Origin of the sequence: Actinoplanes sp. NPDC000266 (assembly GCF_042899005.1) — a bacterium.
In the GTDB taxonomy this organism is placed as follows: Bacteria; Actinomycetota; Actinomycetes; order Mycobacteriales; family Micromonosporaceae; genus Actinoplanes.
In genome coordinates this window covers 273,921-286,044 of the sequence record NZ_JBIAZI010000007.1, presented here as the reverse complement: position 1 = coordinate 286,044, position 12,124 = coordinate 273,921, and the positions used below count along the sequence as shown (strand labels likewise).

13 protein-coding genes are annotated in these 12,124 nt (G+C 72.4%); 5 read left to right on the top strand and 8 right to left on the bottom strand.

Annotated features, from left to right (window positions below):
* Window positions 1-131: 131 nt before the first annotated feature.
* From ACFY36_RS28775 to ACFY36_RS28760, 4 genes are all read right to left on the bottom strand, one after another.
* Window positions 132-482, bottom strand: coding sequence for a hypothetical protein (locus ACFY36_RS28775; protein ID WP_499749024.1), 351 nt, complete (start codon window positions 480-482; stop codon window positions 132-134).
* 147 nt (window positions 483-629) lie between these two features.
* Window positions 630-1,013 carry a macro domain-containing protein gene (locus ACFY36_RS28770; protein WP_499749023.1) on the bottom strand — a complete coding sequence of 128 codons (384 nt, stop codon included), beginning with the start codon at window positions 1,011-1,013 and terminating at the stop codon, window positions 630-632.
* A 267-nt stretch (window positions 1,014-1,280) separates the two neighbouring features.
* Window positions 1,281-3,827 (bottom strand): bifunctional acetate--CoA ligase family protein/GNAT family N-acetyltransferase, encoded by a 2,547-nt coding sequence (locus ACFY36_RS28765; protein WP_499749022.1) that lies wholly within the window; start codon window positions 3,825-3,827, stop codon window positions 1,281-1,283.
* 9 nt (window positions 3,828-3,836) lie between these two features.
* Window positions 3,837-5,021 carry an acetoin utilization protein AcuC gene (locus ACFY36_RS28760; RefSeq protein ID WP_499749021.1) on the bottom strand — a complete coding sequence of 395 codons (1,185 nt, stop codon included), beginning with the start codon at window positions 5,019-5,021 and terminating at the stop codon, window positions 3,837-3,839.
* Between the two features lie 218 nt (window positions 5,022-5,239).
* Between ACFY36_RS28760 and ACFY36_RS28755 the strand changes: the two genes are divergently transcribed.
* A complete protein-coding gene (locus ACFY36_RS28755) occupies window positions 5,240-5,962 on the top strand; it encodes an iron-dependent transcriptional repressor DtxR (protein ID WP_499749020.1) in 723 nt (240 codons plus the stop codon).
* A 1-nt stretch (window position 5,963) separates the two neighbouring features.
* Here ACFY36_RS28755 and ACFY36_RS28750 read toward each other — a convergent pair whose 3' ends face one another.
* A complete protein-coding gene (locus ACFY36_RS28750) occupies window positions 5,964-6,521 on the bottom strand; it encodes a hypothetical protein (protein WP_499749019.1) in 558 nt (185 codons plus the stop codon).
* 130 nt (window positions 6,522-6,651) lie between these two features.
* Here ACFY36_RS28750 and ACFY36_RS28745 point away from each other — a divergent pair, with 130 nt between their 5' ends.
* Together ACFY36_RS28745 and ACFY36_RS28740 are read left to right on the top strand one after the other, a co-directional pair.
* Complete coding sequence (locus ACFY36_RS28745) at window positions 6,652-7,122, top strand: hypothetical protein (protein WP_499749018.1); 471 nt, start codon at window positions 6,652-6,654, stop codon at window positions 7,120-7,122.
* Window positions 7,115-8,014, top strand: a complete 900-nt coding sequence (locus ACFY36_RS28740) for an alpha/beta fold hydrolase (RefSeq protein WP_499749017.1) — start codon at window positions 7,115-7,117, stop codon at window positions 8,012-8,014. Before ACFY36_RS28745 ends, ACFY36_RS28740 begins: the two co-directional genes overlap by 8 nt.
* Here ACFY36_RS28740 and ACFY36_RS28735 read toward each other — a convergent pair.
* A complete protein-coding gene (locus tag ACFY36_RS28735) occupies window positions 7,989-8,135 on the bottom strand; it encodes a hypothetical protein (RefSeq protein WP_499749016.1) in 147 nt (48 codons plus the stop codon). The two genes, ACFY36_RS28740 and ACFY36_RS28735, sit on opposite strands and share 26 nt — an antisense overlap.
* A gap of 37 nt (window positions 8,136-8,172) precedes the next feature.
* Here ACFY36_RS28735 and ACFY36_RS28730 point away from each other — a divergent pair, with 37 nt between their 5' ends.
* Window positions 8,173-9,414 carry a sialidase family protein gene (locus ACFY36_RS28730; protein WP_499749015.1) on the top strand — a complete coding sequence of 414 codons (1,242 nt, stop codon included), beginning with the start codon at window positions 8,173-8,175 and terminating at the stop codon, window positions 9,412-9,414.
* A 7-nt stretch (window positions 9,415-9,421) separates the two neighbouring features.
* On the opposite strand, the gene ACFY36_RS28725 is transcribed toward ACFY36_RS28730, so the two are convergent.
* Window positions 9,422-10,606 (bottom strand): MFS transporter, encoded by a 1,185-nt coding sequence (locus ACFY36_RS28725; RefSeq protein ID WP_499749014.1) that lies wholly within the window; start codon window positions 10,604-10,606, stop codon window positions 9,422-9,424.
* A gap of 63 nt (window positions 10,607-10,669) precedes the next feature.
* Between ACFY36_RS28725 and ACFY36_RS28720 the strand changes: the two genes are divergently transcribed.
* Entirely contained in the window at window positions 10,670-11,299 is a 630-nt protein-coding gene (locus ACFY36_RS28720; RefSeq protein WP_499749013.1) for a hypothetical protein, read from the top strand.
* Window positions 11,300-11,463: 164 nt separating this feature from the next.
* Here the strand turns inward: ACFY36_RS28720 and ACFY36_RS28715 are convergent, their stop codons facing one another.
* Window positions 11,464-12,087, bottom strand: coding sequence for a hypothetical protein (locus tag ACFY36_RS28715; protein ID WP_499749012.1), 624 nt, complete (start codon window positions 12,085-12,087; stop codon window positions 11,464-11,466).
* Window positions 12,088-12,124 lie beyond the last annotated feature (37 nt).

Genomic DNA, 12,124 nt, shown 5'->3' with positions numbered 1-12,124 from the left:
ACGGTCGGCCGGGTCCGTGACGCGTCGGCCGGGTCCGTGACGCGTCGGCCGGGTCCGTGACGCGTCGGCCGGGTCCGTGACGCGTCGGCCGGGTCCGTGACGCGTCGGCCGGGTCCGTTTCAGCCGGTTACTCAGTCGACGGCGTTGCTGCTCGCGTCGCTTGTGTAGCCGTCGACCGGGGTCTCCATGGCGCCGGTGGTGGCGTCGCCGGTGGTCGTGTTGGCCACGCCGGGGCCGGAGCGCGGGCGGGTGCGGAAACTGTTCGGGCCGGCGGTGCCGCCGGTCGTGGTCATGACGCCGTGCTCGGGGTGCGGGCCGCCGTCCTGAAGCTGTTCGGTGTCGGTGCCCGCGGCCAGGGTGCTGGACAGGCCGGCGTCGTCGTCGCCCTTCTCGGGGCGGTACGTGGTGGGCTCGTCGAAGATCCCGGGGCCGTAGTCGCCCCCGGCGATCTCCCGCTCGATGCTCTCCTGCGAGTCGCTCATCTCGTTCTTCTCTCTTCCGGGGCCGGCCGCTGCATCGTGCCCGGGCGGCCGCGACGTAAACCCTCGTTGTGGCCGCCATCATGCGCCCGCCCGGCCCAGCCGCGCATGAGCCATATGACTGCCCAGCCCAGCATCACCCGCGGAGCCTCACCCCGGCGGGGCGAACACCACGGCCCGGACCTCAGGGATCCGAGCGCAGGCCCGCTCGATCAAGGGGCCCACGTCGGCCCAGGCGAGGCCGCCGGCGCCACACCCCAGAGCGGGGACGGCAAGCGAAGTGATGGCCCGCTCGCGGACCATCGACACCAGCGAGTCGAGTCCGGCCGCTATGTCGTCGAGGCGGGATTTGTCGTGCCAGTGGCGCTTCGTCGGGAAGTTGACGATGTGGTGACCGCCCTCGGCGAAGACCCACATGTGACCGACGCGGACGTCACCACGTGAGCAGGCCGCGCGGTAGGCCTGGTAGTTCCCCGGGAAGGCCCGCTTGAACTGGAGCGCTATCCCCTTGCCCATGACTCCGGCGGTGTTCACCGCATTCACCAGTGCCTCGACATCGGCCGCCAGGAGATCCCCTCGCCCTGCCTCGATCATCGCCCGCCCATCCCCTCGTCATCGCCGAGCGGGACGACCGTATCGCCGGGGTACGACACTTCCGCGCGTGGCGAAACACTGGCAGGAGGCGGGTGCCGGGAAGGCGGGGTCGGCGTCGGGACACCGGGTGTCAAAGGGTAGGCAGACGGCGGAGCCGGTGCCGGGAAAGCGCGCGCGAGAGGCGAGGCTGGCGGCGAAACAGCGGTGTCAGGGGGTGCGCAGGCGGCGCGGGCCTGTGTCGGGGCGGCGGGCCGGGTCGCCTGTCTCGGTGGCGGCGTGCAGGACCGAGAAGCCGTCGGGGCGGGCCAGGACCGGGTTGAGGGAAAGGCTTCGGAGGCGGGGGTGGTCGTCGGCCAGGCGGCCCACTCGAAGCAGGAGGTCGATCAGGGCCGCGCGGTCGACCGGGGCCGCTCCGCGGTAGCCGTGCAGCAGTGGGGCCGCCCTCGGCTCGTCGACCAGGGCCTCGGCCGCCCGGTCGGTGAGCGGGGCCGCTCGCCAGGCCAGGTCGCCCAGGAGTTCGCTGGCTACGCCGCCCAGGCCGAAGCCGACCACGGGGCCGAAGGCCGGGTCCTCCATCACCTCGACGCGGCATGCCACGCCGGGGGCGACCATCGTCTGCACCAGCACGTCGGGGCCGAACGAGCCGGCCAGCTCGGCCCACGCGGCCCGGACGGATTCCTCGTCGGCCAGGGCCAGGCGCACGGCGCCCAGGTCTATCCGGTGGCGCAGGGCGCCGCCCGCTGCTTTCAGGGCCACCGGGAAGCCCAGGGCCGAGGCTGCGAACACCGCCTCGTCGGCCGTGGACGCCAATGTGGAGGGGACGACATTTATCCCGTACGCCGAAAGAAGGTCTGACGGTGGACCGTCGAGCTCCGCCGCCTCGGGGGTGATGTCGGGGAACGAGGGCAGCACGCCGGGCGGGCGGCGCAGCCAGTCGGCGTAGTAGGCGACCCGGGCCAGGGCCCGTACCGCTTCCTCGACCGAGGGGTATGACGGGACCCTTGTGGACAGGTCTTCGAGCAGGAACGTCGCCACCGTGGGTTTCTCGCCGGCCAGCGCGACGCTGGCCAGGGCCGCCGCGAAGTCGGCGTCCTCGTCGGCGAGCTGGCCCGGCAGCGGCGGGGCGAAGACGACGACCAGGGCGTCGGCGCGGTCGTCGACGGCGGCGTCGGCGAGGGCGTCGGCGAAGTCGTGGGCGCCGGCCATCGGGCTGATGTTCACCGGGTAGCCCTCGGCCACGGTGAGGCCGTCGGCGCGGCAGGCCGAGACCGCCAGCTCGGAGAGGGCCGACGAGTTGCCGACCACGGCCACCCGGCGGCCGCCGGGCAGGGGCTGGTGGGCCAGGAGCAGGCCGACGTCGAAGAGCTCGCGCACGGTGTCGACGCGGATGACGCCGGAGCGGGCGAACAGGGCGGTCACCGCATAGGGGTCGGGAGCCGGGCCGTCGCCGGCCAGGCCGGCCGGGCGGGTGGCCGAGGCGACCGCCACCACCGGCTTGACGCGGCTCATCCGGCGGGCCAGCCGGGCGAACTTGCGCGGGTTGCCGAACGTCTCCAGGTAGAGCAGCACGACGTCGGTGCCGGGATCGTCCTGCCAGTACTGCAGCAGGTCGTTTCCGGAGACGTCGGCCCGGTTGCCGGCCGAGACGAAGCTGGACAGGCCCAGGCCGCGCCGGTCGGCCTCGGCCAGCAGGGCCACGCCGAGCGCGCCGCTCTGGCTGAAGAAGCCGACCCGCCCGGCGGCCGGCAGCCTCGGGGCGAGGGTGGCGTTCAGGCGTACGAGGGGATCGGTGTTGGCCACACCCATGCTGTTGGGGCCGACGACGCGCAGGCCGGCGTCGTGGGCGCTCTGGATCAGCTCGCGCTGGGCGGCCGCGCCGTCGGGGCCGGTCTCGGCGAACCCGGCCGAGACCACCACCAGGCCGCCGGCGCCACTCGCGGCGGCGTCGGCCAGGGCCTCGGCGACGCCCTCGGGCGGCACCGCGATGAGCGCCAGGTCGACCGTCGCGCCGGCGTCGGCCGCCGAGCGGAACGCCCGCAGGCCGGCCACCCGCTCGGCGCTGCGGTGCACCGGGACGATCGTGCCGGAGTAGCCGCCGTCGCGCAGGTGGCCGAGCATGGCGGCGCCGATGCCCTGTCCGCTCGCGCTGGCGCCGTAGACCGCGACCGCGCGCGGGGCCAGCAGCCGGGCGATCGAGCGGGCCTCGGTGAGTTTCTCGCGGGACTCCTGGACCTCCCGCGATTTCTCGGTGGGCGCGATCGGGAAGCTGAGGTGGACCACGCCGTCGGCGTATTTGCGCTGCACCTGGTAGCCGAAGTCGCTGAAGACCCGCAGCATGCCCGAGTTTTCCGGCAGGACCTCGGCCACGAAGCGGGTGATGCCGTGGGCCCGCGCCGCCTCGGCCAGATATTCGAGAAGGACGGAGCCGATGCCGCGGCCCTGATGGGCGTCCTCGACCACGAACGCGACCTCGGCGTCGGGCGAGCCGGGCCCGAGCCGCTCGTAGCGGCCGACCGCCATGATGCGCGGGCCGGTGACGATGACGAACGCCTCGCGGTCGCGATGGTCGACGTTGACGAAGCGCTCGAGGTCGCGCTCGGGAATCCGCGGGTACGGCGAGAAGTAGCGCAGGTAACGGGTCCGGTCGCTCATCCGGGAGTGGAACTCCACGATGGCCGGCGCGTCGCCCGGCTGGATCTGCCGGAGATGGACGGCCGTGCCGTCGGAGAGCAGGACGTCGGCGCTCTTGTCCACGATGGCCCCTCAGTCCCGGGGGTCGTGGGGGTCGAGGCCGTGCAGCGGGAAGACCTCGGTGCGGCTGGCCAGGATGGCCCGGTCGACGGCGTCGGGCGTGGTGCCGGGCTGCCAGCGCTCGACCGGCGGCTCCGTGCCGTCGGTCATCGACTCGGGGACCTCGGAGCGGGGGCAGCGCTCGGCGGCCAGCTTGCGCCAGGGTGCGGGGGTCCGGGTGTACGGGTCGAGCGGCTCACCGGTCGCGACCGCGAGCAGATGGGACCACGCGCGGGGCACGACCTCGACCAGCGCGTATCCGCCACCGCCGGTGGCCACCCAGCGGCCGTCGCACAGTTCGTCGGCCAGCTCGCGCATCGCCACGTAGGCCGCGCGCTGGCCGTCGACCGAGAGCCGCAGGTCGGCCAGGGGGTCGAGCCGGTGGGCGTCGGCGCCGCACTGGCTGAAGATGATCTCGGGGGACCACGCCCGCAGGATCGACGGGACGATCGCGTGGAAGGCCCGCAACCAGCCGCCGTCTCCCGTGCCCGGCGGCAGCGGGATGTTCACCGCCGTGCCCTCGGCGCCGGGCCCGCCCGTCTCGTCGGCGAAGCCCGTGCCCGGGAAGAGGGTCAGCGGGGTCTCGTGCAGGCTGATCGTGAGGACCCTGGGGTCGTTGTAGAACGCGGCCTGCACCCCGTCGCCGTGATGGACGTCGACGTCCACGTAGGCCACTCGCTGGGCGCCGAGGTCGAGCAGTTTCGCGATGGCGACGGCCGGATCGTTGTAGACGCAGAAGCCGGACGCGCGGGCGGCCAGCGCGTGATGGAGGCCACCGGACACGTTCACGGCCCGGGTCGCCTCGCCGTGCCAGACGGCCTGGGCGGCGGCGATGGAGGCGCCACAGATGCGCGCCGATGCCTCGTGCATCCCGTCGAAGACCGGGTTGTCGGGGGTGTTGAGGCCCCAGCCGGAGAAGAACGGGTCGCTCGGGGCGGCGCGGACCGCGTCGAGATAGTCGGCTCGGTGCACGCGGGTGAGCTCGGCCTCGGTGGCCGGGACCGGTGTGATCATCCGCACGCCCGGCCGGTCGAGAACACCCAGCTCACGGGCGAGCGCCATGGTCAGCTCGACGCGCACGGGGTTGAGCGGATGGTCACCCATGTCGTAGTCGAGGAGAGCTCGGTCCCACACCACCGCGGTCGTCCGGTCCACCATGACCGTCATGCTGCCACGCACCACCGGCAACTTCCGGCCCGCGGCGGCGTCCCGCGGCGAACTGTCCCGGTCGGGTAGGGTCTATGCCCACCAGCTCGGGGCCGCTGTCAACCCCATGTAACGAGGTAATATCGCTGCTGGGAGGGCCACACCGTGAATTATCTCGTCGACACCCGGGGCAGGCCGGCTGTTGGCCGTGAGCACTGGGAGGTCGAAGCATGAAGACGTCACTACACAAACACGACCTCGTCGACACAACCGAGATGTATTTGCGCACCATCCTCGAGCTCGAGGAGGAAGGTGTGCCCCCGCTGCGGGCGCGGATCGCCGAGCGGTTGCACCAGAGCGGTCCGACGGTGAGCCAGACGGTCGCGCGCATGGAGCGCGACGGACTGCTGACCGTCGAGAACGACCGCCATCTCGTACTGACCGACGAGGGCCGGGCCACGGCCGTCTCGGTCATGCGCAAGCACCGCCTGGCCGAGCTTCTGCTGGTCAACGTCATCGGCATGCCCTACGAGGAGGCGCACGAGGAGGCCTGCCGCTGGGAGCACGTGATGAGCGACTCGGTGGAGAAGAAGGTCTACGAGCTGCTCAACAAGCCGACCCGTTCGCCGTACGGCAACCCGATCCCCGGCCTCGAGGCGCTCGGCGTCCCGGACGAGGAGGACGAGGACGTGCTGGACAGCGCGGCTCAGGTCAGCGCCGGCGAGCGCAACCTGGCGTTCCCGGGCCTGACCGGCAGCGTCGTGGTGCAGCGCATCTGCGAGAGCGTGCAGACGAACTCCGACGTGCTGCGCCAGCTGCACGCGGCCGGCATCGACCCCGGCACGACGGTGACCGTCGCCCAGGAACGCGACGGGGTGACCATCGACCGGTCCGGCGACAAGATCCGGCTGCCGCGGGAGGTGGCGTCGCGCGTGTTCGTCGCGGCGCACTGAGCTAGCCCTTGGCCGTGTCCATCGTCTTGGCGTAGGTGAACAGATCTCTGGTCATCGCCGTCACGGCGGTGGACTCGGCGTTTGCGGGGAAGGTGAAGCGGAGCGTCCGCAGCTGTTTCGCGGCGCTGAGCCAGCCGATCTCGGTGGCCGGCCCATGGCCACCACCCGCCGGCGTCTTGAGCAGATAGGCGGCCTTGCCCAGGCCCTTGAGCTTGATGCCCTTGGCCGGCATCAGGTCGTCGAGGAACTGATCGGCGGTGGCCGCGGTGCTCTGGACGACCGAGAGCGTCAGGTCCGGATAGGCGGCGTCCACGGTCTGCACCACGCATGTCGAGGTGGACTCGACCTTGTTGGAAGCGGCCACAGTGAACTGGACGCCGATCGCCTCTTCGATGGAGGCGTAATCCCACAGGGCGCAGGCCCCGCCGGCCGCGGCCGCCGGCAACTGCTCGGCCTCTTCCACCGGGGGCGGCGCCACGGGCTGGTCAACGGCCTTGTCGTCGCAGGCCGCGAGCGCGAGCAGCGTGACAGCGCCGAGCACGACGAGACGCGAGCGCACGGGCGATCCTTCCGGTCTGATCCGGGCACACCGTACTGGTCCGCCCGGCCCAGCGAAAGGCCACCAAAGACACCCTTAATGTACGCAGGGTAACTTGACACTCGGCGTCAAGCATCGGGAGGATGGCGACATGGGCGATGACGAGCTGGCCGGGCAGATCGTGCGGTTGCTCGACGTCCGCCTGCTCGACCCGCTCGAGGTGCTGCTCGAGGGCGACGACGCCGTCGACGCGCTGCGCTCGCTCGTCCGGCAGCGGGCCCGTCGCTGGGCCGGCACGCTCACCGGGGACGACGAGACGGCGGCGCTGATGACGGCGGCCCGCCTGATCGCGACGCTCCACCCGGCCGACCGGCCGTTCGACCCGCCGGCCGAGTGGTGGGCGACGCCGCTGGGCCGGGCCGTGGCTCGGCAGGCGGGACATCCAGGGGCCGAGTCGGTGTCGTACGCCACCGCCGGCGCCATGCTCGGCATCACCCGGCAGGGGGTGCACGACCTGGTCAAACGGGGACGGCTCCCCCGCCATCCGAACGGCGGCGTGCCGTCGGCGGCCATTCGAGACCGGCTACGCGGCGTCGCGCCGCGAGGAGGACACCATGATTAACGACCGCCTGATCGACGCCGGCGACCTGCCGCTCGCGGTCCGTGACTTCGGCGGCGACCAGCCGCCGCTGCTCCTGCTGCACGGCGCCGGCGGCAACCTGGCCCAGATGACCACCCTGGCCCGCGCGCTGCGCCAGAGCCACCGGGTGATCAGCGTCGACCTGCGCGGGCACGGCCGCTCCGGCGAGGGCACGTGGACCTGGGACGCGGCCCTCGGCGACCTGGCCGCGGTCTGCGTCCAGATGGAGCTCGACCGGCCGGCCGTCGTCGGCCACTCGCTCGGCGGCATGCTGGCGGCGCTGTGGGGCCAGCGCCACCCGGAGGCGCCGGGAGTGGTCAGCCTCGACGGCAACCCGCCGCCCACCCGTGTCGAGCATCTGCCCGGCATGGAGCCGCCGAAGGCCGCGGCCGAGCTCAAGCGCCTGCACGCGATCTTCGACCAGTTGGAGGCCCAGGCCGGCCAGGTGATCGAGGCCGACCAGCTGCCCGACATCGTCGAGTCGCAGCGCATGGCCGCCCGCGACATGGGCGCGAACGAGAAGGTGTGGATCGAGGGCTTCCGGCGCAACCTGGTCCACGAGAACGGCGAGACCTCGACCCGCCCGTCCGCGGCCGCCACCTCACAGATGCGCGCGCTGATGAACGAGCTGGACCTGGGACCGGTGTACGCCGGCACGACCTGCCCTGAGCTGCTGGTGCTGCCGACCCGCAACCTGCCCGAGCAGGAGCCGTTCGCCGAGCTCTACGCGGCCCACCGGCGCTTCGTGGTGGAGCAGGCGCAGGCGGCCCGGCACCCGCAGTACATCTCGCTCGACGACACCTCGCACGCCATGGTGATGGAACAGCCGGCCGTGCTGGCCGGCCTGATCACCGACTTCCTGCGTACGGCGTGAGCCTCGCGAGGCAGCCGGCCCAGCCGTCGCGGTCCTCGCCGGCGTCGGTCAGCGCGGTCCAGACCCGCTCGGGCGGCGCGTCCACATGGGACGTGATGACGGCCTGCTTGTCGAAGGTCATTTACCGGCCCTAGAACGGCCCGGGCATGATCGAGGCCATGGTTCGTGCTGTTCGCGCTCTGACCGTGGCCGCCCTCGTGCTGGCGACAGTCTCATGTGCCCGGTCCCGGCCGGCGCCGGGCGGGACCCCGGACCGCACGGGCCTGGGCACCGTGGCCGCCTCCGACCTGGGCTTCGAGCGGCACGCCGGCGCGGTGGACTGGCCGGCGAGCTCCGACTGGGTGCCGCCGGGCAGCGGCCTGCGCGCGCTGCTGCCGCTGTCGTCGTGCGCGCTGGCCCTCGGCGACTATCAGAACGGCTACCGAGCGGTGACCGCGAACTGGACGGGCGAGCCCGCGTGTGACCGGCTGCGGCTGGACCCGGCGCCCACCACCGCACGGGGCAGCGGCGACCTTCCCGACGGGTGGCCGGGCGGCGGAGTGAGCGCGGACGCGGCGCTCGTCGAGCCCGGCGGCACGATTCTCGCCGCCTCCAGCCGCGGACTGGCCCGCTACCGCGACGGCAAGCGGGAGGAACTGGCTCGCGCCGACCTGTCCAAGGCCGGCTTCGAAGGACAGGGCACCCGCAGCCGGGTCGCCGGCATGGTGCGGACGGGCAGCGGGCGGATCATCATCAACGCCGACCTGGTCGACACGGCCGGGCCGCCACCGGCGGTGCTGGTGTCGGACGACGACGGCCGGTCGGTGCGCCGCGTGGACCTGCCCGCACCCGCCGGCCCACGCCCGGCGGACCGGCAGCTCCTGGCCGTCCTCGGCGCCGCCGGCGACACGGTCGTGGCGATCGGATACGGCTGGCAGCAGCCCGGCGCCTGGCGCTCCACCGACGGCGGCCGCACCTGGTCGGCGTCGACGATCGACGGCCTGCCCCAGCACCTGATGCTGACCCGGATCGTCCACAGCGGGGGCCGCTGGACGGCGTTCGGCGGCGTGGACCGGACGGAGGCCGGCGAGCAGGACGTGACGTACGTGCTGACCAGCGTCGACGGGCTGCACTGGAAACCCGGGCCGACCGCGGGCCTGGGCGCCGGCCGGATCACGGACGTCACGGTCGACGCCACCGGCACGATGGTGGTGACCGGGGCGATCGACGACTCGCTCCCCACCATCGGGGGACGTCCCGACTACTGCGGCGTCGTCTGGCTGGGCGACGGCACCCATCCGTGGCAGCGCGGCGAGCTGGGTTGCGGCGACGCCCCACCCCAGGCCGTGACCACCTTGCACGACGGCCGTGTCCTCATCGCGGGCAACCGCGACCTGTGGCTGCGTACGCCCGGCGTTTGAGGCCCGGTCACTCCCCCACCCGGAGTGGGCGGGCGGCGGATGACGCGAACAGGCCGATGGCGAGGGCGACGAAGACGCAGAGGATGGCCCGCAGCACGCCGGCATGGTCGGCCAGGAGGCCGATGAGGGGCGGGCCGGCGAGGAAGGCCCCGTAGCCGATGGAGCCGGCGACCGAGACGCGGATGGCGGCGCGGGCCGGGTCGTCGGCGGCCGAGCTCATGCCGATCGGGAAGCCCAGTGAGGCGCCGGCGCCCCACAGCAGGGCGCCGGCCATGGCCAGCGGCACCGACACCTGGGTGACGACCAGCAGCAGGCCCAGGGCGGCCGAGGCGGCGGTGATCCGCAGGGTGAGGACGCGGCCCCAGCGTTCGATGGCGTAGCCGCCGAAGAGCCGGCCGAGGGTCATCGCGGTGACGAAGCCGCCGAACGCGACGGCGCCGACGGTCTCACTGGCCTGATAGCCGTCGACCAGGCCGATCGCGAGCCAGTCGTTGGCGGTGCCCTCGGTGAAGCCGAAGCCGAGCATGATGAGACCGATCAGCACGGTACGGGGTTCACGCCAGGCCTGGCGCACGCTCGTCGCGGGTTTCTGGCCCGGAGGCAACGGCTGGTGGGGCAGGAACCGGCGTACCACCGGGGTCGTCACCGCAAGCGTGAGGGCCGCGGTGAGATAGAGCTGCACCCAGATCGGCAGGCCGGAGGCCGCCGCGACGGCGCTGAAGCCGGCGCCGAGCACAGTGCCGAGGCTGAAGCCGGCGTGGAAGCGCGGCATGAGGGTGCGCCCGACGCGCCGCTCGACATCGGCCGCTTCCACGTTCATGGCGACGTCCCACGTGCTGTTGCCCAGGCCGGCCAGCACCAGCCCGAAGCCGGCCAGCGGCACCGAGCCGAGCAGGGTGCCGGTGGCGAGCCCGGTCAGCCCGAGGACCATCGACGTGCTGCCGATGAGGATGGCCCGGGCCGGCCCGGCCCGCTGCACGAGCGGCCCGGCCAGCGGAATGGCCGAGATGGCGGCCGCGGAGAGACAGAGCAGGAGCAGCCCGAACCCGGCCGGCGAGAGGTCGAGCCCATCGCGCACGGCGGGCGCCCGGGCCAGCCATCCGGCGTAGGCGAGCCCGTTGGTGGCGAACGTGAAGCCGACCGCGAACTTCGCTCGGTCGAGGCGCTGACGATCGAGGTCGGTAGCGGTCACGTCTTGAACTTACACGTTAAAGGTACCTAGGCTCGTTTCCTCTGATGGAACGGAGTTTCCCTTATGACGAGTGCGGTGTTCGGGCTGATCGCCGTGGCCGAGACGGCGTTGCTCATCCTGGTCCTCCGCCTTCCCTCAGGATGGGCGCGCACCCTGCTCGCGCTGGTCGTGGCCGCCCTGATCTGGGACAACGCGGTGATCGCCCTCGGCTCCACGATCGGCCCGGGCGCCGTCTTGCAGGCGTTGTCGGTCCCCCGTTTCGTGACACACGCCTTGCTGGTGCCGCTGCTGGTCCTGATCGCGGCGGGCCTGGCCGGCGTGGCCGACCTTCGCCCGTTCATCCTGACGACCGCGCTGCTGATCGGCATAGGCGTCTACGGCGACATCGTCACGCTCGCCTTGGAGCCCACTCATTACGCGGGCACGGTCCGCTACACGAACGCCGCGTCGAACGGCCCACCGATCGCGGCGATCGCCGTCATCCTGATCCTGATCGCCTTCGGCGTCCTGCTGCTGCGCCGCCACCGCTCCCCGTGGTTGCTGGCCGGCGCCGCGACCATGTTCGCCGCCGCCGCGATCGGCCTGCCGTGGCTCGCCAACCTGGGTGAGCTGGCCCTGGCTGTGGCCGTCTATCTGACGATGCGCCTTCCGCGAAAACTGCCCGTGTCCGGCATCAGCCTCGGCTCGACCTGAATCGGCGGAGGGCCACCCCACACCTGGCCGAGCCCGGCGATGTCGCTGTTCCCCTCGGCCACGAGATGGACGGCCATCGGCATCGGCACGCTGATCGCCGGCGCCCTGCCTTTCGTGGTCGATCCGGCATTCGCTGCCCTCGATGGCGGAGGCGCCTTCCATCACTACGACGCCCATAATGACTCGTCGGGCCAGCCCATGCGGCGGTCAGACTCGCCCAGGGGCAGGTAGCGCTCAACGGCTCGCAGCCTTCCGGCGTCGTCGAATGCCCGGAACTCGGCGATATCATCGGGCGAGCGCACTACCCCGGGAAGGGTCACCAGGCCGCTGCGTGGAACGGAGACGGCGATCTCGTCGCCGCCGTAACGCACTTCGACGTTGGTGACGGCTCGGCTTGCCATGACGGTCAGTTCTGCCAGCCAGCACCCGCCGACCTTCGCCATCTGAGCACCCAGGTTCACGAGGTGGCTTTCGCGCGTGTCCGGCAGCGGCCCGTCGGGACGATCGAGCACCCACTCCGGCATGCCAGAGCCCGAGGAACTGTCCGGAGCCGACCACTGGCCGTCCGGCAAACGTTCCAGTAGGTAGACATCGTCGAGCAGCGCGTTGTCCTCCTCCCAGTCACGCCGGAGGACGACCACCGAGCCGTACCGGCCCCACGTGCCGGCCGCCGCGACGACCACGTCGTGCGGCGACAACGCGGGCGAGAGATCCGGAGCGCCGTTCTGCAAGGCGTCGAACAGCCGGGCGGGCTCCAGGAGATCGGGCTCGTCGTGAGGGTCGTACACGGGTCTCACGGTAATGCCGTCGCGAAGGCTCCCAGAT

Excerpts from the sequence above, each read along its gene's own strand:
- ACFY36_RS28775 (WP_499749024.1), bottom strand. The coding sequence starts at position 482 with ATGAGCGACTCGCAGGAGAGCATCGAGCGGGAGATCGCCGGGGGCGAC.
- ACFY36_RS28760 (WP_499749021.1), bottom strand. The coding sequence starts at position 5,021 with ATGGTGGACCGGACGACCGCGGTGGTGTGGGACCGAGCTCTCCTCGAC.
- ACFY36_RS28755 (WP_499749020.1), top strand. The coding sequence starts at position 5,240 with ATGAAGACGTCACTACACAAACACGACCTCGTCGACACAACCGAGATG.
- ACFY36_RS28745 (WP_499749018.1), top strand. The coding sequence starts at position 6,652 with ATGGGCGATGACGAGCTGGCCGGGCAGATCGTGCGGTTGCTCGACGTC.
- ACFY36_RS28740 (WP_499749017.1), top strand. The coding sequence starts at position 7,115 with ATGATTAACGACCGCCTGATCGACGCCGGCGACCTGCCGCTCGCGGTC.
- ACFY36_RS28735 (WP_499749016.1), bottom strand. The coding sequence starts at position 8,135 with ATGACCTTCGACAAGCAGGCCGTCATCACGTCCCATGTGGACGCGCCG.
- ACFY36_RS28730 (WP_499749015.1), top strand. The coding sequence starts at position 8,173 with ATGGTTCGTGCTGTTCGCGCTCTGACCGTGGCCGCCCTCGTGCTGGCG.
- ACFY36_RS28720 (WP_499749013.1), top strand. The coding sequence starts at position 10,670 with ATGACGAGTGCGGTGTTCGGGCTGATCGCCGTGGCCGAGACGGCGTTG.